The following is a 19,358-nucleotide window of genomic DNA, read 5'->3' as shown; positions in this document are numbered from 1 at the left end:
GCGGTGTACCGTCCTCGGCCTGTCGGTGGGCTTGGCGACGAGGTCCGGCGGTGCGCCCGGCCCTCGGTGCACAGGGTGACACCACCGGGCGCCCGCGCGCCACCGACCGGTGACGCGGGCACCCGGTGGTGTCCCCGTGCTCAGACCCTGCTCAGCCCCGTCCTCAGCCCAGCGTGACGACGACCTTCGCCTCCGTGCCCGCGGGCAGCGCCGGGATCGGGGTCGCCGGGTCGTGCTCGACGCCGTCGACCGTCACCGAGCGCACGCCCTTCGACACGTGGTCCGGGTTGCGGACCTCGATGTCGTAGACGGCGCCGCGCCACTCACGACGCACCTCGAACCCGTCCCAGTCCTTCGGGATCGACGGGTCGACGACCAGGCCGTCGAGCGCGAGGCGGACGCCGAGCACGTACTTGGTCACGGCGGTGTACATCCAGCCGGCCGTGCCCGTGAGCCACGGGTTCTGCGCCTTGCCGAACCACTCGTGGTCGCGGCCGTAGAGGAACTGGACGTACGCGTACGGCTCCGCCCCGCGGACCTCGATGTTGTCGTTCTGGTGGTACGGCAGGATCGCGTCGTAGAACTGCACCGCCTCGTCGCCGCGGCCCAGCATCGCCTCGGCGATGATCGGCCACGCGTTCGGGTGGGAGAAGATGGCCGCGTTCTCCTTGATGCCCGGGTACACGCGCGTCACGAAGCCGACCGTGTCGTCGACCTTCGTGAACGCCGGCCAGTTGAGGTGGTTGCCGTACTCGGAGCCGAGGAGCTCGCGCACCGCGTCCATCGACGCCTCGCCGCGCTCCTGGCTCGTGATGCCCGCGATGACGGGCCAGGCCTGGTGCTCGAGGAAGATCTTGCCCTCGTCGTTCTGCGCCGAGCCGATCTTCACGCCGTCGCGCGTGTAGCCGCGGATCCACCAGCGCCCGTCCCAGAGCTGCGCGTCCGCGACCTTCGCGATGCGCTCGCGCTCCGCCGTGAACCGGACGACGTCCGCCTCGGCGCGCTCGTCGCCCGCCGCCGCGAGCGGCTCCGCGACCTCGAGGAACGCGCCGATCGCCCACGCGTGGAGGAAGGTCACGAGCGACGTCTCGCCGCCGCCGAGGTTGAGGCAGTCGTTCCAGTCGGCGCGCAGGCCGAGCGCGACGCCGTTCTGGCCCACCTGCTCGGCGGAGAACTCGAGCGCGCGGACGAGGTGGTCGTAGACGGTCGCGGGCGTGCCCTCGGCGAACGGGATCTCCAGGTCGAGGAACGCGCGGTCGCCCGTCTCCTTGACGTACTCCACGACCGACGGCACGAGCCACAGGTGGTCGTCGGAGCACGTGTCCTCGAGGCCGTGGATGAGGTCCTTCGGGTCGACCGTCGGGACGATCGTCGGCGACGGGACGTCGGGCAGCTTCTCCGCGTCGGGGTCGAACGCCTTGGGGTCGAACAGGTGCAGGCCGTAGCCGGCCTCCGTCTGGGCCCGCAGGAGCTCGACGATGCGCTGCCGCGTCTTCGTCGGGTTCGAGTGGATGACGCTCATGACGTCCTGCGCCGTGTCGCGGTAGCCGAGCCCGGCGCGCCCGCCCACCTCGACGAACGACGCGAACCGCGACCACACGACGCACGTCTCCGCCTGGAGCAGCGTCCACGCGTTGATCATCGTGTTCATGCCCTCGTGGGGCGTGCGGATGCGCAGCTTGTCCTGCTTGGCGCGCCAGTAGTCGCGGAGCCGCTCGCGCTCGTGGTCGACGGCCGCGACGTCCGAGTACTTCGCCTGGATCGCGCGCCCGGCCGCGTCGCGCGAGCCGTAGCCGAGCATGAAGACGAGGCGCTTGGTCTCTCCCGGCGCGAGCGTCACCTTGTGCAGCAGGGCGCCACAGTGGTTCTGCGTCGTCGCGCTCGCGTTGGAGCCCTCGCCCCGCTCGATCGCGACCGGGTTGCGCTCGGTGCGGTACGGGCCGATGAAGCTGTCGCGCAGCGAGTCGTACGACGACGGCGTCTCGCTCGACGCGAAGTAGTGGTACGTCCAGGGCTCGTAGTAGAAGTCGTACTCGATGATCCCGTCCTCGTACGAGGAGCCGGACGCGTAGAGCGACATCTGCAGGTTCTGGTTGTCGATCGTGATCGTGTGGAACGAGAACTCCACGTACGACCCGACGGTGAGCTCGCGCACCTCGTCCGTCGTGTTGGTGACGCGCACGTCCCACAGCTCGACGTCGTCGTCGAGCGGGATGAAGACCGTCTGCTCGGCGTCGATGCCCTTGTACTCGGAGCGGAAGGTCGTGTAGCTCAGGCCGTGGCGCGTGGTCCAGCGCCCCGCGCCGCCGGCCGGGTCGAGCTCCTCGTCCGGGCCGACGAACGGCTTGCCGACCGGCTGCCAGGACACCGACCAGTAGTCGCCGTCCGCGTCGTCGCGCAGGTAGACGTAGTGACCGGGGCGGTCGAGCGGCACCCCGTTCTGGCGGAAGCGCGAGATGCGCCCGTACTGCGAGCTCTTGTAGTACGAGTACCCGCCGCCGTGGTGCGACAGGACCGTGCACATGTCCCGGGTGCCGAGGTAGTTCGTCCACGAGACGGGGACGTCGGGGCGCTCGACGACGTACTCGTCGTGCGCGGTGTCGAAGTGGCCGTAGCGCATCGTTGCTCTGGTTCCTGTCCTGGGGTGGGGCTGGGGGCTGGGTGCGGCGGGGGTGCCGGGTGGGGGCGCGGGCGTCAGACGCCGGCGGTGACGAACCCCTGCAGCCACTCGAGGAGCTCGGCGGCCTTCTCGGGGGTGTCCGCCTCGACGAACATGCGCAGGACGGGCTCGGTCCCGGAGAACCGCAGGAGCGCCCAGTTGTCGTTCTCGAGGAGGATCTTGGTGCCGTCCAGGTGGGAGACCGAGACGACCGGGTACGGCCCGACGTGCGTGAGGGGCTGCGCCTCGAGCCGGCGCGGCACCTCGACGCGCATCTCCGGGGTGGCCGGCACGCCCGCCTCGAGCGTGTACAGGCGGCCGGTGATCTCGTAGAGCATCGCGCGCAGCTCGGAGATCCGCTTGCCCGTGCGCGCCAGCATCTCGGCCACGAGGGCGCACGCGAAGATGCCGTCCTTGCCGAGGATCCAGCCGCGGATCGTCAGGCCACCGGACGACTCGCCGCCGAGCACGGCGCCGATCTCCGCCATGCCCGCGGTGACGTGCTTGAACCCGACCCTGACCTCGCGCGACTCCTCGCCGAAGTGCGCCGCGAGCCGGTCGAGCAGGTGCGTCGTCGCGAGGTTGCGCACCACGCCGCCCTTCTCCCCGCGGACCTCGTGCAGGTACCAGTACAGGAGGAGGAGCAGGTCGTTCGTCGAGATGTACTCGCCCGTCTCGTCGACGATCCCGATGCGGTCCGAGTCACCGTCCGTCGCCATGCCGAGGTCGTAGCGGCCGCCGCCCTGCTGGATCATCGTCACGAGCGTGCTGAGGCGCTGGAGGTCCGGTGCCGGCGCGACGCCGCCGAACAGCGGGTTGTGCGCCGCGTGGATGAACTCCGACCGCACGCGCATGTCGGACAGGATGGTGCCGAGCGTGAGCTGGCTCGTGCCGTACATCGGGTCCACGACGACCTGCAGGTCCGAGCCGCGCACGGCCTCGACGTCGATGATCCGCTCGATCGCGTCGACGTACGGGTCCGTGAGCGACCGGTCGACGACGACGCCCGTGCGGCGGGCCACGTCGATGTCGAGCGTGATGACGTCGTCGACCGACAGCGCGTTCGCCTCGTCCTGGTAGCGGTCCGTCTCGTCGTCGAGCGGGAGCGAGCCGTCCTGGCGGAACACCTTCATGCCGTTCCACTCGGGCGGGTTGTGGCTCGAGGTGACGATGATGCCGTAGGCCGCCCCGAGGTAGGGCGCGGCGAAGGTCACGAGCGGGGTCGGCACGTCGTCGGGCAGGAGGGTCACCGCGATGTTGTTGCCCGCGAAGACCTCGGCCGCGGCGATGGCCGACTCGCGCGAGAGGAAGCGGCGGTCGCCGCCGATCACGACGCCCTTCCCGTCCAGCCCGCGGCGGATCGTCTCGTTCGCGATGGCCTGGCACAGCCGGCGCACGTTGGCGAGCGTGTAGCCCTCGCCGATGACCGCGCGCCAGCCACCGGTGCCGAACACGATCTTCGTGTCCGTGTTCTTCTTCGGCACGAACAGGCGCTTGAGGACGATGTCCGCCGCCTGGGCGAGCTCGTCCGGGGTGTTGATGCCGCGGACCTCGTCCACGTCGACGATGCGGTACGACGAGATGCGCTTGCCCGCCCCGATGACGCGGCGCGCGAGCTCGGTGAGCCGGTGCTCGCCGTCGGCCGCCATGCGCTCCAGCTCGCCGAACAGCAGGCGGGGCGCCGCGACGTACGCACCCACGTTGATCTCGGTGCGCGGCTCGGGCGCGGCGTCCGCGACCTCGGACGACTCGAGGATCGCCGTGATCTCGCCCCCGGCGCGGACGACGCGCCCGTAGCCGTCCGGGTCGTCCACGACGGCGGAGAGCAGCGACAGGTCCGCGCCCGTGAGGGTGTGGCGCGTCAGCAGCCCGAGCAGCGACTCGGAGCGCAGCAGCGGCGTGTCCGCGTAGGCGACGAGGACCGGCTCGTCGACGCCCGGCCCGAGCACCGACGCGATCGCCTCGCGCGCCGCGAGGACCGCGTCGCCCGTGCCGAGCGGCGACTCCTGCTCCACGTAGACGACGTCCTCGCCGAGCAGCTCGCGCACGGTCGGGTCGTCGGGCGACACGACCACGACGATGCGGCCCGCGTCGACGACGCGGCGGACGTTCGCGACCGCCAGCTCGACGACCGTCGCGTCACCCAGGGGCCGCGACAAGAGCTCGCGCGACGCGTCGTCATGGCCCGCGGCGAGCACGACGGCGGCACGACCGGTCCTCGGGTGGGCGCCCCCTCGCGGGGTGGTCTCGGTGGGGTTCGCGGTCGTCGCGGTCATGGCGTCCTCACTGTCGGCACCTCTGTCGGACGGCGACCCATTTGTCAGGAGTCCGAACTACTGGCTCCCTCCGATCATAGGCACCCGGGACGCGTCCGCGGAAGCCGCTCCGGGCCTCCGGGGCCGAAGGTCACCCGCGCGGCGTCGGCGCGGACGCGCGCGCCGGGTGACAATAGGGACATGAGTGGCCCGGTCCAGCCATACCCCCTGCACGGAAGCATCGAAGCCGAGGACGCGAAGGAGATCCTCCGCAAGGCCATCCGCACCCACCGTCAGGCGCGGTCGGAGCGGCTCCGCAAGGAAGCGGACGCCGCCATCGCCGACGTCGTCGAGACCATCCCCGAGGTCGCCGCCGCCAGTTGCGTCGCGACCTACGCCGCGCGCCCGGGTGAACCCGGCACGTCGGCGATGCTCGAGCGCCTCGCCGCGCGCGGCGTCCGCCTGCTGCTCCCCGTGCTCGGCGCGGGGCTCCAGCGGGACTGGGCCGTCTACGACGGCCCCGCCGACCTGCAGGTCCGCGCGCCCGGGCGGCCGCCCGAGCCCGGCACCCCCACCCTGGGTCCGGAAGCGATCGCCGAGGCCGACGTCGTCGTCGCGCCCGCGCTGGCCGTCGACTCGCGCGGCGTCCGGCTCGGCCAGGGCGGCGGGTGGTACGACCGCGCGCTCGAGCACGTGCGTCCCGGCACCAAGGTCGTGGCCGTCGTGTTCCCGGAGGAGGTCTACGACGCGAGCGACCGACCGCTGCCGGTCGAGCCGCACGACCGCACGGTCGACGCCGTCGCGACGCCCCTGGGCTGGCGCTGGCTGCCGTAGCGGGCCGCGCCGTCCGCCACCGCGCCCGCGCACGGGGCGGACGCGCCGGCGGCTCCGCTACGGCACGAGGGTGAGCTCGTCCTTGCTCGCCTCGGCGACCGCCTCGGTGGAGAACGGCCACGCGTACGTCTCGCCGCGGGACCAGGTCTTCAGCTGGTCCGCGTAGTGCTTCGACGCCGGGTGCCCGGAGGTGCCCGTGACGGTCACCCACGTCGAGCGGTCGAGGTCGCCGAGGTCGACGACCATGCGCATCGAGGGCCCGGCCGTCACGTCGAACGACCCAGACGCGGCGTCCCACGCGGTCGCGTTGACGATCGACGACCCACCGGGCATGCCGACCGGGGTCGGGTTGACGTAGTCGCGCACCGGCCCCGGGATCGACTCGCCGCCCAGCACGGGGTGCTTCAAGGCGAGCACGTGGATCTTGCCCCACGCCCAGTCCGACGGCTGCTTGCTCTGCTCGACGGTGAGGTCGAGGCGCGCGGAGACGAGCGCCTGCGTGAGCACCTCGTCGCGCGTCTCGACGACGCTGACCGTCTGGCGGTCGTCCCAGAACGGGTCGGTCGGGTTCTCGAGGAGGTTCTGCACGACGGCGAGCCAGCGGCTGCCGCCACCCGGCCGCGCCGACTCGGGCAGGTCGTCCCAGAAGGTGAGCTGGAGCAGGTTCCGCCACACGGCCGCGAAGTACGCCGCCGCGGCGGAGTCGGTGTCGGTCCGGTAGTCCCAGTCCGCGAGGAGCTGCTGGCCCTCGGCGGCGAAGTCGTCGTCGATCTCCTGCTCGAGCAGGGGCTGGACGAGCACCTCGGCGTACGGGCTGCGGTCGTCGACCTGGACCTCGTTCATCGTGTCGACGTCCACGGTGCGCCCGGCCGAGATCTCGGCCTCCAGGAGCTGGCGGATGCGCTGCGAGCGGTACCCGTAGTCCCAGTCGGTCGTGAGGAACGGCGCGACGCCGTCCGGCAGCACCGCCTGGTTGGCGGCCACGATGAAGCCCTCGGCCGGGTCCACGACGCGCGGCATCTGCTCGCTGGGGACGTAGCCCTGCCAGTCGTAGCGCTCGTCGGAGCCGTCGCGCGGCCACGTGCCGTCGGAGGGCACCTCGGCGTCGGGGACCGCCTGGCGGACCGGGATCTTCCCGGGCGCCTGGTAGCCGATGTGGCCGTCCGCCGTCGCGAAGACGATGTTCTGGGCGGGCACCTCGAAGAGCGCGGCGGCCGCCTGCATGTCCTCGGCGTCCTGCGCGAGGTTGAACGCGAAGACGGCGTCGGCGGTGCGGCCCGGCTCGAGCGCGGTCCACTGGAGCGCGACGGCGTACTCCCCCAGCCGCGTGTCCAGCGCGGGCGTGTCGACGGCCGCGTCCGTCGCCGGGATCGCCTCGGAGACGATCGGCCCGTGGAGCGTCGAGCGGACCTCGATCTCGATGTCGTCGCCCCCGGCGACGCGCAGCGTCTCGGTGCGGGACTCCAGCGGGACCCACTCGTCGCCGCGGAGGTAGGTGTCGTCGCGCACGCGCTCGACGAAGAAGTCGGTGACGTCGGCGCCCATGTTCGTCAGGCCCCAGGCGAGCTGGGCGTTGTGCCCGATGACCACGCCGGGGAAGCCGGCGAACGAGAAGCCCGCGACGTCGAACCCGCACGCCGGGGAGACCTCGTTGCAGTGCAGCCCCACCTGCGCCCAGATACCGGGTGCCCCGAGGGCGAGGTGCGGGTCGTTCGCGAGGATCGGCTTGCCCGACGCCGTGTGCTCGCCGGAGACGACCCACGAGTTCGAGCCGGTGCCCTCGCCGCGCCCGATGAGCACGGGGACGGCGCCGAGCGCGCGGTCCGCGGCCTCGAGCGCGGCCTGGAGGTGGTCGGAGCCGTACTCCGCACGGGCCTGCGGACCGAGGTCCAGCGCGACCTGCTGCGGGTTCTCCAGCTCGCCGGGGTCGAGGATCGGCGCGTTGAGCTCGGACGGGTAGGCGGGGAACAGCTCCGCCACGCGCGCCGTGTCCTGGAGCGTGCCGTAGGCCAGCGCGCGGTCGAGCTCGTCGTCGTAGTTGCCGCGCAGGTCCCAGGCCATCGCCTTGAGCCACGCGAGCGAGTCGACCGGGTCCCAGGGCTCGGGCTCGGCGACGTCGACCTGCAGCCCCAGCACCGTGTACTCGAGCGCGATCTCCGACGGGCTGCGGTCCTCCAGGTAGGCGTTCACGCCCTCCGCGTACGCCTGCAGGTACGCCTTCGTCTCGGGGGAGACGACGTCCCACTCCTCCTCCGCGACCTGGCGCCAGCCGAACGTGCGCGTCACGGTGTCGGCGGCGATCGCGTCCGGGTTGTCGCCGACGAGCTCGGCGAGCCGCCCCGACGTGACGTGCCGGCGGTAGTCCATCTCGAAGAAGCGGTCCTGCGCCTGGACGTAGCCCTGGGCGCGGAAGAGGTCCTCGGGGGTGTCGGCGTAGATCTGCGGCACGCCCTGGGCGTCGCGCAGCACGGTCACCTCGCTGCCGAGGCCGGGCACGGAGATCTCGCCGGACGCCTGCGGGAGCGGGCGCCGGACGGTGACCACGACGAACGCGGCACCTGCGACGAGCGCGACGACGAGCAGTGCCGCCACGCCGATCAGGACGCGCCGTCGCGTGGACCGGCGACGGCGCCGCGGCGGGGCCGCGGCCTCGCCCGGGGTCGCGGGGTCGGCACCGGTGGCGGGGTCACCGGCGGGGGCCTCGGCGGGTTCGTGCGCAGACACGGATGCGAGACTACCCCGGCCCTGCCCGGGCGCCGGTCCGCGTATGATTAGCACTCGGAAGTTTCGAGTGCCAGGCGGTGTTGACACCGTCGACCAGGCCGAGACCGTCCCGATCCCGACCCGCCGGTGGCCGCCTCGACGGCCGTCTCGTGAACGAGGAGAACCCGTGCCCACCTACGCCTACACCTGCACCGCCTGCGGTCACGCCTTCGACATCCACCAGTCGTTCAGCGACGACGCCCTCACGGTGTGCCCCGAGTGCTCGGGCCGCCTGCGCAAGGTGTTCTCCTCCGTGGGCGTGACGTTCAAGGGTTCCGGCTTCTACCGCACGGACTCGCGGTCCGGCGGGAAGACGTCGACGGCGCCCGCCGCCTCGACGTCCAGCACGTCCTCGTCCTCGTCGTCGTCGGCGGGGTCGTCCTCGTCGTCGGGCGGCACGGGCTCGGGCGGCGCGTCGAGCAGCTCTGCCGCGTCGTCCTGACCTGACGCGGCGCCGTCGGGTCGCTCTCCCCTGACGCGCCCGGGCTCCGTCGTGGCACCGCACCGGTGCGCGGCCGACCACAGCGGGTCGGTCGGCTCACGGTGCGCGGCCCGCGTGCCGCGTCGTCCACAGACCGCCGCGCACCGCGGCCACCGGCTCGCCGCGCGCGGCTACGGTCGCGCCATGCCTCGCTCCTCCCGCCCGCCCGACCCGTCAGCCCACCCCGGCCGCGCCGCCGCCCGACGGCGGCTGCTGCACGGCCTGTGGTGGCGGTCCCGGTTCGTGGTCGCCGCGCTGTGCTGCGGGCTCGCCGCGTCGGTCGTCGTCGGTGCGCTGCGGCCCCCACCCCCGCCGACGGCTCCCGCCGTCGTGACGGCCCGCGCCGTGCCGCCCGGCACCACGCTCGCGGCACCCGACGTGCGGGTGGACCACGTCCCGGCCTCCCTCCTGCCCGCCGGGGCACCGGCCCGGGCCGACGACGTCGTCGGACGCCGCGCGACCGTCGCCCTGCCGGAGGGCACGCTCCTCCAGGACGGCCTCGTCGGCGGAGGAGAGCTCGCCGCCGGGGCGCCCGACGGGACCGTGGTCGCCCCCGTCCGGCTCGACCCGGGCGTCGCCGCGCTCCTCGAGCCGGGCGACCGCGTCGACCTGCTGGCCGCGGGCGACCCCGCGCTCGCCCCGGCACCCACGGAACCCGCGGAGACGGGGTCCGCTCCCCCGGACGACCCGTACCTGGCCCGCGCCGCGGTCGTCGTGCCGGCACCCGAGCCCGACGACGGCGGCGGCCTGCTCGGCACCGGTGGGTCAGGCTCCGACGTCGTGACCCTCGTCGCGGTGCGCCCCGAGGAGGCCGTCCGGCTGGCGGCGCGGTCCGGGCACGCCCCGGTCACGGCCGTCCTGGTCCCGTGACGACTCCGTGAGACCGCCGACCCGCCGGGCGAAGCCGTTGCCGGTCGCCGCGCCCGTTGGCAGGATCACGCGTGCACGTGTCGTGGCGCCGCCGCCACGCGTGCCCGTCGACAGGAGAGGGAAGCAGCACATGAAGGGCGTGTTCCAAGGGTTCAAGGAGTTCGTGCTCCGCGGCAACGCGATCGACCTGGCGGTCGGCGTCGTCATCGGGGCCGCGTTCTCCGGGGTCGTCACGGCGATCGTCGAGGACTTCATCAACCCCCTCATCGGGGCGATCTTCGGCAAGCCCGACCTCACCGGCCTGTGGGACATCACGCTGCGCGCGGGGAACGAGGCGAAGGACATCCCGCCCTCCGTCATCTCCGTCGGCGGGGTCCTCAACGCGATCCTCCAGTTCCTCATCATCGCCGTCGCCCTCTACTTCGTCATCGTCCTGCCGATGAACAAGCTCGCGGAGCGCCGCAAGAAGGACGAGGAGCCCGAGCCCGAGGCACCTGCCGAGGACGTGCGCGTGCTCCAGGAGATCCGCGACCTTCTCGCCGCCCAGGCCGGCAGCGGCCCCGGCGCGGCGCCCGGCGGGACGACGCCCGGCGGGCCGACGCCCCCGCGGCACCTCTGACGCCGCTCAGCCGGTCGCCCGGCGAGCCGTCAGTGGCGCCCGTAGTGGGGCGGCACGTCGCCCAGCAGGCGGTCGTCGTTCTCGCCCGGCACGCCGCGGCGGGGGGCTGACTCGTCGCCCCAGCCCTCGGCCCGCTCGTCGGCGCTCGTGCCGGGCACCACCGTGCTCTCGGTCCCCCGCCGCACGGCCCGCCGCGGACGCCGACGGCGCCCGGCCTCGGGCTCGGGACGGTCGCGCCCGTCGTCGGGTAGGTGCGACGGGTTGGGGCTCGGGTCGGCGGTCGTGCTCACGCGTCCCATGGTCCCACCGGCGGGGTTACAGGTCCTCGTCGCCGTGCTGCTCGTCGTCGTCGAGCACCGGCACGACGACGATCCGGTCGCCCCCGCCCGTCTGCGCGACGCCGCCCGTCTCCGGGAGCCGCGCGTCGCGCACGGCCTGCACGACCCGCCGGATGCGCTCGGCCTCCTTGGCGGGGTCGAGGAACGCGGCGGCGGACCAGACCTGCGCGACCGTCCAGCCGATGCGCTCGAGCCGCTCGGCGACCTGCCGGTCGCGCACGCGGACGCTGCGCTCGGCGACGTAGGCCGCGTCGTCGGTGAGGACGGCGACGAGGAGCTCGCCGGGCAGGTCCGGGTGGCCGACGACGAGCGGGATGCGGTCGCCGTCGCCGATGCCGTAGTCGGTCTCGACGACGAGCCCCGCGCGCCAGAGCCGCTCGGCGAGGTCCAGGACGAGCCGGTCGGGGCTGCCGCCGAGGTCGACGCCGTTGCCCAGCGTGACCTGGTCGGCGGCGCCGCTGCGCTGCTCGGCCAGGTCGAGCACCTCGGCGAGCAGCCGGGCGCCCGCGCCGCGCAGTCGCTCCGGGTCGAGGTCGCCCGCCGTGAAGCACGAGACGACGTGGAGACGCCGGCGTGTCGCCCCGACGGCGTCGAGCAGCATGGCCTCGGCGCCCGGGGTGTTGAGGATGCCGAACCGGTGCAGCACGCGGCCGTGCGGGGTCTTCCCGAAGCCGACGGACAGCACGATCGTGTCGCGCACGAGCCCGGCGACGCCGGAGACGTCCGCGACGACGACCGGCTCCGCGCGGGCGCCGGAGAAGAACCCGGCGAGCGCCGGGTTCTGCCGGACCTCGACGAGGAGCGCGTCGCGGATGCGGTCGGCGTGCAGGGGCGTGACGGTGACGATCGCGAGGGACTCGTCCGGCCGGGTGAGCGCGTGCTCGATCGCGACCTCGACGACGCGGTCGACCTCGGCCTGCGTGCTCTCGACCGCGCCGGACGCCGTGTCGGGCATCCCGGCGCCGTCGACGACGTCGAGCTGGACGAGGACCTCCGCGCGCGGCAGCGGCGACGGGCGCAGGACGCCCGCGTAGCCGTGCTCGGCGAGGAACGTGGTGACGAACGGGTCGCGTCGCGAGCCGTCGGCGAGCAGCGCGACCGTGGGCAGGAGCTCGGCGAGCTCGCGCACGGTGTCCGTGGACGCCGCCCGCGGGTCGCCGACGGCGACGACCTGGCGCCCGCGCGCGAGCGCCGACAGCACGAGCTCGACGGGCGTGTGCTCGATCGCGTCGAGCACCACGAGGTCGACGGTGCGGGTCGCCGGCACGAGGTGCGGGACGAGCGTCGGCGTGGCGACGAGCACGGGGCGCAGCCGGCGCAGCACGGCCGGGTGCTGCTCCGCCGTCTCGCGCAGGCTCACGAGCCGCCCTTCGAGCAGCTCGGTGAAGAGGGCCTCCGCCTCGTCACGGTGCTCGCGCATCGCGGTCCCGAGGTGGTCGCGGACCGCCGCCCGGACGGGCGCCGCGAGGGACGCGACGTGCGCGCGGTCGAGCTCGCGGAACCGGCGCGCGAGCGCGTCGAGGCCCGCGCCGTCCTGCCCGGCGAGCGCCTGGTCCTGCGCGAGGATCTGCTCGAACACCGAGCTCCACCAGGCGAGCTCGAGCTCGGGGCCCACCTCGTCGGGCTCGACGCGGCGCGCCGCGAGGTCGGTGAGGAGCTCGCCGAGGCCGAGGTCGGTGAGCCGGTGCTGGATCGCGGTCCGCGCCGGGAGCGCGTCGAGCGCGGCGGCGTCCTCCGCGAGCGCGTCGAGGCGGGCGGCGAGCGCGTCGAGCGGCATGTCGAGCAGCCCGCCGCCCGCAGGCGTGCCCGCGAGCACCGGCTCCAGCTCCTCGGCGTCGATGCGGACGGCCTCGTGCGTGTCCTCGATGGCCGACAGCCCCTCGGGCAGCACGGGCCAGCCGCCACGGGGGCACTGCTCCTGCCAGACGGCGCGCTGCGCCTGGACCTCGACGAGCGCGGCGTGCAGGTCGGGCACGCGGACGCCCGGCCGCACCATGTCGCGCGCCTGACGACGCAACCGGCGACGCGCGAACCAGCCCATCTCGATCCCGTGCTGCTCGCGCCACTGCTTCGTCGCGGTCGCCTCCACCATGTCCTGCGCGGTGCGCTCGAAGATGAGCGGCTGGAACACGTCGAGCGTCCCGCGCATCCCGCCGAGCATCGTGAGCTGGTCGCCCCACTGGCGGAGCGTCGTCGCGGTGGTGAGCCCGGTGCGCTCCGCGACCTGCTCGACCTGCGCGCGCAGCTGCGGGAGCGTGTGGGCGCGCAGCCGCTCCACGCGCACGAGGGCGTCGTGCGCCTCCTGCGGCGTGGTGAGCGCCGCGCCGTACCAAGGGGTCGACGTCGCGCGGGCGGTGAAGGCGCCGAGCATCGCGGCCTCGCGCAGCTCGGCGGCGACCCGCTCGCGCTGCGGCCCGACGGCGAGCACGACCTCGGTCGTGAGCCGCACCCGCGTGTCCGGCGCCGGGCGCTCGGCGGTGAGCCGCGCGAGGGCCTGGAGCGCGTCGTACGCCGACACGCCCCACGGGTCGCGCACGAGGTGCAGCGCCTCGATGTACCCCGCGAGCCGGGCGCGTGCACCGAGCAGGGCGTCGCGCGTGCGCACGAGGTCGTCGTCCTCGACCGGCTCCGGCTCGGTCGCCATCGCGGCGAGCAGCCGGTGCGAGGCGGTCTCCCGCCACGTCGGCTCGGGGGCGACGTCGAGCGCGAGCCCGTCGAGGCCCAGCGCGTCGAGGCGGGCGAGGAGCGCGTCGGCGGCGCGACGGTGGCCCGGCACGTAGAGGACGTGGCGGCCCGACGCCGCGGCCTCGGCGACGACGGCGGCGAGCGTGCCCGCGACGTCGGACCCGGTGGGGGCGTCGACGAACAGGTGCGAGCCGCTCGCGAGGACGTCGACGACGTGCCGCTGGGACGGGTCGAGGTCGCCCGCGCCGCGCTCGAGCACGGGGTCGGCGTCGCCGACGCGCGGCGCCGGGAGGTCGGCCCGCAGCGCGGCGGCGGACCGCTCGTCCCCGGCGAGCGCCGCGACGACCTCGTGCCGCTCGAGCGCGGGCGCGAGCTCGTCGAGGTCGTCGACCAGCACCTGGCCCGGGTGCACGAACGTCCCGACGAGGACCCGGTGGGTGAGGTCGAAGTCGTCGAGGACCGCCTGCCCGAGGGCCGCGATCCGCCGGGTCGCGTCGCCCGGGTCGAAGCCCGCGCCGGTGAACGTGGACCGTGCCAGCGTCACGGGGTCGAGGAGCGCGCCGTGCGCCCGGAGGGTGCGCGCGAGGAGCGGGTTGATCTCGGCGGTGGGCTCGAGCGTCAGCTCGTAGTCCGTCTCGCCGTCGCCGCGGGGCGTGACGGTGAGGGGGCGCAGCAGGACGGGCGCGCGCACCGTCCGGGGCGCGAGCTCCTCGTCGAGGCCCGCCACGCCGTCGGACCGGTCGCCGGGGTGCGCGAGCGGGGCGTCCTCGGCGTCGGGTGCCGCCGCCGCGGGCTCCGGGTCCGTCGGGGCGCTCGCGTCCCCGTCGCCGGGCACCACCGTGGGCGCACGACCGGCAACGCGGGCGAGCGCGGCGACGTCGTCCTCGGCGAGAGGCGCCGTCGGGCTCTGGGTCCAGGTCGCGACGCCGATGGCGAGGTACGTGGGGGCGACGCCGTAGCGCTGCGCGTGCTCGGCGGCCCGCACGACGACGGCGCGCGCGCGGCGGCGCGCGGCGGGCAGGGAGCCGCCCTCGCGGAAGAGGTTGGACAACCGGGTCGGCCGTCCCGCGAAGAGCTGCGCGACGCCCGAGGGGTGCGCGGCGGTGAGATCGACGACGGCGTCGCCGAGGAGGGAGACGTCGGCGAGCGACGACCCCCCGGCGAGCTCGACGAGCCCGGCGCGCCAGCGGGCGACCGCCTCCTCGACGAGGTCGGACGTCGTGGGCTCGGGCACGAGCACGGGGCGCGACGGCATCACGTCGGCGGCCTCGGCGTCGGGCTGGTCGGTCCCGCCGGGAGGGGTCGAGGGCAGCCGAGCAGGATCGGCCACGCTCCGGGCGGCTGAGCTGGTGCGGGCTGCGGCATTCACCCTCCGACGCTAACCGTCCGCCTCCCGCCGCTCGACGCGGCGCGCCGGGGAGGACGCGACCCGCTGCGCCGCACGGCGCCGGGCCGCGACCACACCTGGGCGCGGGCCGGCGCGAGAACGACGAACGGCCTCGGATCACGAGAATTCGTGTTCCGAGGCCGTCGTTTCCGAGCAATTCCGAGATGTTCTCCCGGAGAAGTGTGAAACAGCGCGCACCGCGCAGGGGGCAGGCGATGCGCGCTGTCGAGAACTATCTTGCACGGCGCGCAGCCCAGGCGTCAACACGGCTCGGGGCCCTGGACGCACGACTACCCGGCGAGCCGCACAAACGCCTGAGAACGACCTGGACGGGCGTCCACCAGAAGGCGCGGCATTCCGCGGGTCTCAGGCCGCCGGCCCGCCGTCGAACCGTGTGGTGCGCATCACACGGCGCCCTGCTCGGCGGCCGCCGCACGATCATGACGACTCCCGGCAGGATACGACCCTCCCCGCCGTCCGGCGCACCAGGGGCGCTTGGGGTCCGGCGGGTGCGGCGTCCGGGGCGCTGACCGGCGGCGTCACAGGATCTTCCCGGTTCCTCTGAGGGCCGGGCACGGCCCCCGTGAGCGAGGTCCACACGGACGTCCTACCGTGGAAGGACGCCCGTGGCCCGACGCCGGTCCCTGGCGCGCGGCCGTCACGGCCGGTGGCGGCGGGCGGACCAGCCCGCCGACGACCGGAAACCAGCACCACGTGACCACGCCCTCCGAGAACCCCCGCCTCGACCGCGACGCCCCGCGCGTCCCGCGCGACGAGCCCGGCCCCGACGCCGGACACCCCGCGGGACGCACCACCGCGGAGCCGGCTCCCGAGAAGGAGCGCGAGGCCCCGGCCCGCCTCTCGCTCACCCAGGTCATCGCCAGCGCCCTCGCCGCGGTGAGCACCACCGTGCTCCTGTCCTACTTCGGGACCGCCGGGACGATCATCGGCGCCGGCATCGCCAGCGCGCTGACCGTCGTCGCGAACTACGTCTACACGCGCTCGATCCAGAAGACGCGCGAGCAGCTCGTGCCCGTCGTCGGCAAGGTCGTGCAGGCCACCGCAGGCACGGGCACCACCCGTACCCGCACCACCACGGCGGTCGCGTCGGTGCCTCGCGGGGCCGTCGAGCCCGACGCGCGGGCGGACAGCGTCGAGACGGCGGTGGCCACCGCGGTCGGCTCGGCAGGGGCCGACGGCGAGGCGGCCGGGGCGGCCGGGACGGACGACTCCGAGGGTGGGCAGAACCGCTGGCTGCGGCTCATCGACCGGTACGGGCGCGGCCGCGTGCTCACCGTGACGGCGCTCGCGCTGTTCGTCGCCGTGATGGGCGTGGTCCTCGTCGTCGAGCTCGTCCTCGGCAAGCCCCTCGCGGACGCCGTCCGCGGCGTCGAGGGGTCGGGCACGACGATCAGCCACCAGCGGACCCCGAGCACCGAGGACCCGACGACGCCGGCGCCCAGCACGCCCTCGCAGGGCCCCGCGACCGTGCCGACGCCGGGCCCGAGCCCCTCGCCGTCGACGACGCCGTCCGACGAGCCGTCCAGCACGCCCACGCCCACCCCGGAGCCGACCGTGGACCCCACCCCCGACCCGACGACGCCGGAGGAACCCGCCCCGACGCCCTCGACGGGCCCGGGCGAGGGGGCCGGGGGCACCGGCGGCGGTACCGAGTCCGAGGCGGAGACCGGCACGGGCGACGGGAGCACCGGGACCGCGCCGACGCCGTCGACGCCCGGTAGCGCGCCCGCCCCGACGCCCGCGTCGGCCTAGCCGGACCGGGGGCGACCCGACCGCGTCCGCACGCGCGAGAGCCCCGCAGTCCCGTCCGGGAGTGCGGGGCTCTACCGTCTGCGGCGCCTACCGCAGGATCGCGTCGATGCGCTCGGCGCAGTCCCCGCCGGCGCGTCCCGCCTCGTCGACGACGACGGACGCGAGCTCGCGCAGGCGGACGTTCTTGTCGTTCGAGACCTGCTTGAGGCGGGCGAACGCCTCGTCGGCGCTCACGCCGTGCGCGGCGATGAGGATGCCCTTGGCCTGCTCGATCGGGCCACGACCCTCGGCCGCCGCGGTGATGTCCCGGCGCGCACGCTCCTGCGCGCGCCCCGCGACCGTCGTCGTGATGTCGACGAAGTAGCCCAGCAGCTCGACGACCTCACCCGACTCGCGGTCCCGGCGCCCCTGCCCCACGAGGACGACGTACCGCTCGACGCCGTGGGCGTCCATGATGCGGTGCACGCTCGAGAAGGGCTCGCCCGTGGCCTCGGCGTGGTCGAGGACCGCACGGACGTGCTCGCGGTCGTCGGGATGCTTGTGCGCCAGGACGAGCTCGGTGGTCGGCACCACGTCGCCCGGCTCGAACCCGTGGACCCGGTACGTCTCCGACGACCACCACCAGGTGCCGGTCTTCAGGTCGAGGCGGTACTGGCCGATCTTCTGGCCCGTCTCGCGGGTCAGGGATGGGTCGATGGCATGGTCGTCTACGGACATGTCGGTGCTCCGTCTTCTCCAGAGGATGAGGAGCCAGGTCCAGACTCAACCCTTCGACCGTACTCCCGAACCGTGAAGTCCGACAGGTGGCGAGCACGGGGAGACGGTTCTTAGGGTGTCCTTGCGGCCGAGGTGCCGCAGGGGGCACCGGCCCGTGAAGAAGCCCGCAGCCGGTGCGCCTCTGACCGAGCAGTGCTCGGCCAGAGGCTGCCGCCCAGGCGGGCTCCGCGAGACGTCGCGCCGCAGGCACACGACCGGGCCCCCGGCCTGTCTACCTTGAGCGGGTGAACCACGTGCCGGACGAGGGACCGTTCTTCCACGGGACGAAGGCCGACCTGCGGGCAGGTGATCTGCTGACCGCGGGGTTCCGGTCGAACTACCGGCCCGAGATCGTCATGAACCACGTCTACTTCACCGCGCTCGTCGGCGGCGCCGCGCTCGCCGCCGAGCTGGCGGCCCGCGACGCCGCCCCGCGTGTCTACGAGGTCGAGCCGACCGGCCCGTTCGAGGACGACCCGAACGTCACCGACAAGAAGTTCCCGGGCAACCCCACGCGGTCCTACCGGAGCAGCGCGCCCCTGCGGGTGGTCCGTGAGGTCGCCGAGTGGCCACGCCTGAGCCCCGAGGAGCTCGCGAGCTGGCGCGCGCGCCTCGCGGCTCTGCGGACCGAGGAGCGCGGCGAGATCATCAACTGACCAGAGCGTGGTGCGGATGACGACCGGGCCGACGTCCCGCAGCACGCGCACACCTGCCAGGGTCGGTGACGGGCGTTCGACCTCTGTCCTGCTCGGTGCGCCTGGCCAGATTCGAACTGGCGACACCCGCTTTAGGAGAGCGGTGCTCTATCCCCTGAGCTACAGGCGCGTGGCCCCGGGTCAGGGCCGCAGCACAGCCTAGCCGTCACGGGCGCCCGGAGGCGAAGCGCCCTGGCGGCCGCCCCGGCCCCGGGGACGCGCGAGGATGGGTCGATGTCCGCTCACGTCCCGGCCCAGCCCGTCCCGCCGACCCCTGACTCCCGCACGACCCCGCCCCGCCGGATCGTCCTCGACTGCGACCCCGGCCACGACGACGCGATCGCGATGCTCCTCGCGCACGGGAGCCCCGCCGTCGACCTGGTCGCGGTGACCACGGTCGCCGGGAACCAGACGCTCGAGAAGGTGACGCGGAACGCGCTCGCGGTCGCGGAGCTCGCCGGGATCGACGTCCCGGTCGCGGCCGGGTGCGACCGTCCGCTCGTCCGGCCCCGGATCGTCGCGCCGGACATCCACGGCGACTCGGGCATGGACGGGCCGGTGCTGCCCGCCCCGCGGCGCGCCGTCGACGACCGGCACGCGGTGGACCTCATCATCGAGACGGTCCTGGCGGCCGAGCCGGGCGAGATCACGCTCGTGCCGACGGGCCCGCTGACGAACGTCGCGATGGCGGCGCGCAAGGAGCCGAGGATCGTGCCGCGCGTCCGCGAGGTCGTCCTCATGGGCGGCGGGTACCACGTGGGCAACCGGACGCCGGTCGCGGAGTTCAACGTCCTCGCGGACCCGGAGGCGGCGCACGTCGTGCTCACCGAGGCGTGGCCGGTGACGATGGTGGGTCTCGACCTCACGCACCAGGCCGTCGCGACGGCGGACGTGCGCGACGGCATCGCCGCGCTCGGCACCGCCCCGGCCCGATTCGTCGGCGAGCTGCTCGACTTCTACGGCACGACGTACCGCACCGCGCAGGGTTTCCCCTCCCCGCCCGTGCACGACCCGTGCGCGGTCGCGTACGTCGTCGACCCGTCGGTCATGACGACGCGCCGCGCGCCACTGGACGTCGAGCTGCACGGGGGCCTGACGACCGGCATGACCGTCGCCGACCTGCGCGGCGACGAGCCCGGCCCCGAGGAGTGCCGCACACAGGTCGCGGTCACCCTCGACCACGCCCGATTCTGGGACCTCGTGCTCGACGCGCTCGGGCGCGTCGGCGAGCCTGCCTGAGCCG

The 19,358-nt window shown here is 74.4% G+C and carries 13 protein-coding genes and 1 tRNA gene; 7 read left to right on the top strand and 7 right to left on the bottom strand.

Features of this window, described 5'->3' with window-relative positions; genetic code table 11:
* Positions 1–163 precede the first annotated feature (163 nt).
* Together B8281_RS07885 and B8281_RS07880 are read right to left on the bottom strand one after the other, a co-directional pair.
* Complete coding sequence (locus B8281_RS07885) at positions 164–2,620, bottom strand: GH36-type glycosyl hydrolase domain-containing protein (RefSeq protein WP_085387421.1); 2,457 nt, start codon at positions 2,618–2,620, stop codon at positions 164–166.
* A gap of 74 nt (positions 2,621–2,694) precedes the next feature.
* Positions 2,695–4,935, bottom strand: coding sequence for an NTP transferase domain-containing protein (locus tag B8281_RS07880; protein WP_085387420.1), 2,241 nt, complete (start codon positions 4,933–4,935; stop codon positions 2,695–2,697).
* Between the two features lie 180 nt (positions 4,936–5,115).
* On the opposite strand from B8281_RS07880, the gene B8281_RS07875 reads away from it, so the two are divergent.
* Entirely contained in the window at positions 5,116–5,748 is a 633-nt protein-coding gene (locus tag B8281_RS07875; protein ID WP_085387419.1) for a 5-formyltetrahydrofolate cyclo-ligase, read from the top strand.
* A 57-nt stretch (positions 5,749–5,805) separates the two neighbouring features.
* On the opposite strand, the gene B8281_RS07870 is transcribed toward B8281_RS07875, so the two are convergent.
* Positions 5,806–8,349: a penicillin acylase family protein gene (locus B8281_RS07870; RefSeq protein ID WP_369824969.1), complete on the bottom strand. Its 2,544-nt coding sequence runs from the start codon at positions 8,347–8,349 to the stop codon at positions 5,806–5,808.
* A 289-nt stretch (positions 8,350–8,638) separates the two neighbouring features.
* Between B8281_RS07870 and B8281_RS07865 the strand changes: the two genes are divergently transcribed.
* The 3 genes from B8281_RS07865 to mscL all read left to right on the top strand — a co-directional run bounded on the left by B8281_RS07865 (position 8,639) and on the right by mscL (position 10,481).
* Positions 8,639–8,953, top strand: a complete 315-nt coding sequence (locus B8281_RS07865) for an FmdB family zinc ribbon protein (protein WP_034654287.1) — start codon at positions 8,639–8,641, stop codon at positions 8,951–8,953.
* A gap of 183 nt (positions 8,954–9,136) precedes the next feature.
* Positions 9,137–9,862: an SAF domain-containing protein gene (locus B8281_RS07860; protein WP_085388671.1), complete on the top strand. Its 726-nt coding sequence runs from the start codon at positions 9,137–9,139 to the stop codon at positions 9,860–9,862.
* Between the two features lie 130 nt (positions 9,863–9,992).
* Positions 9,993–10,481: a large conductance mechanosensitive channel protein MscL gene (gene mscL / locus B8281_RS07855; protein ID WP_186325306.1), complete on the top strand. Its 489-nt coding sequence runs from the start codon at positions 9,993–9,995 to the stop codon at positions 10,479–10,481.
* Positions 10,482–10,510: 29 nt separating this feature from the next.
* On the opposite strand, the gene B8281_RS07850 is transcribed toward mscL, so the two are convergent.
* Positions 10,511–10,771, bottom strand: coding sequence for a hypothetical protein (locus B8281_RS07850; RefSeq protein WP_144723056.1), 261 nt, complete (start codon positions 10,769–10,771; stop codon positions 10,511–10,513).
* Positions 10,772–10,796: 25 nt separating this feature from the next.
* Positions 10,797–14,834, bottom strand: coding sequence for a hypothetical protein (locus tag B8281_RS07845; RefSeq protein WP_369824950.1), 4,038 nt, complete (start codon positions 14,832–14,834; stop codon positions 10,797–10,799).
* Positions 14,835–15,605: 771 nt separating this feature from the next.
* Between B8281_RS07845 and B8281_RS07840 the strand changes: the two genes are divergently transcribed.
* Entirely contained in the window at positions 15,606–16,664 is a 1,059-nt protein-coding gene (locus B8281_RS07840) for a hypothetical protein (RefSeq protein WP_043654257.1), read from the top strand.
* Positions 16,665–16,751: 87 nt separating this feature from the next.
* On the opposite strand, the gene B8281_RS07835 is transcribed toward B8281_RS07840, so the two are convergent.
* Positions 16,752–17,381: a PAS and ANTAR domain-containing protein gene (locus B8281_RS07835; protein ID WP_051028106.1), complete on the bottom strand. Its 630-nt coding sequence runs from the start codon at positions 17,379–17,381 to the stop codon at positions 16,752–16,754.
* Positions 17,382–17,665: 284 nt separating this feature from the next.
* Here B8281_RS07835 and arr point away from each other — a divergent pair, with 284 nt between their 5' ends.
* A complete protein-coding gene (gene arr, locus B8281_RS07830; RefSeq protein ID WP_034654306.1) occupies positions 17,666–18,076 on the top strand; it encodes an NAD(+)--rifampin ADP-ribosyltransferase in 411 nt (136 codons plus the stop codon).
* A 96-nt stretch (positions 18,077–18,172) separates the two neighbouring features.
* Here arr and B8281_RS07825 read toward each other — a convergent pair.
* Positions 18,173–18,245 (bottom strand) — tRNA-Arg (locus tag B8281_RS07825).
* Between the two features lie 104 nt (positions 18,246–18,349).
* Here B8281_RS07825 and B8281_RS07820 point away from each other — a divergent pair.
* Positions 18,350–19,354 carry a nucleoside hydrolase gene (locus B8281_RS07820; RefSeq protein WP_081599961.1) on the top strand — a complete coding sequence of 335 codons (1,005 nt, stop codon included), beginning with the start codon at positions 18,350–18,352 and terminating at the stop codon, positions 19,352–19,354.
* Positions 19,355–19,358 lie beyond the last annotated feature (4 nt).

Source organism: Cellulosimicrobium sp. TH-20 (assembly GCF_002105775.1).
GTDB lineage: Bacteria > Actinomycetota > Actinomycetes > Actinomycetales > Cellulomonadaceae > Cellulosimicrobium > Cellulosimicrobium funkei.
Note: the sequence above shows the minus strand (reverse complement) of the source record. Positions and strands in the feature narration are given on the sequence as shown.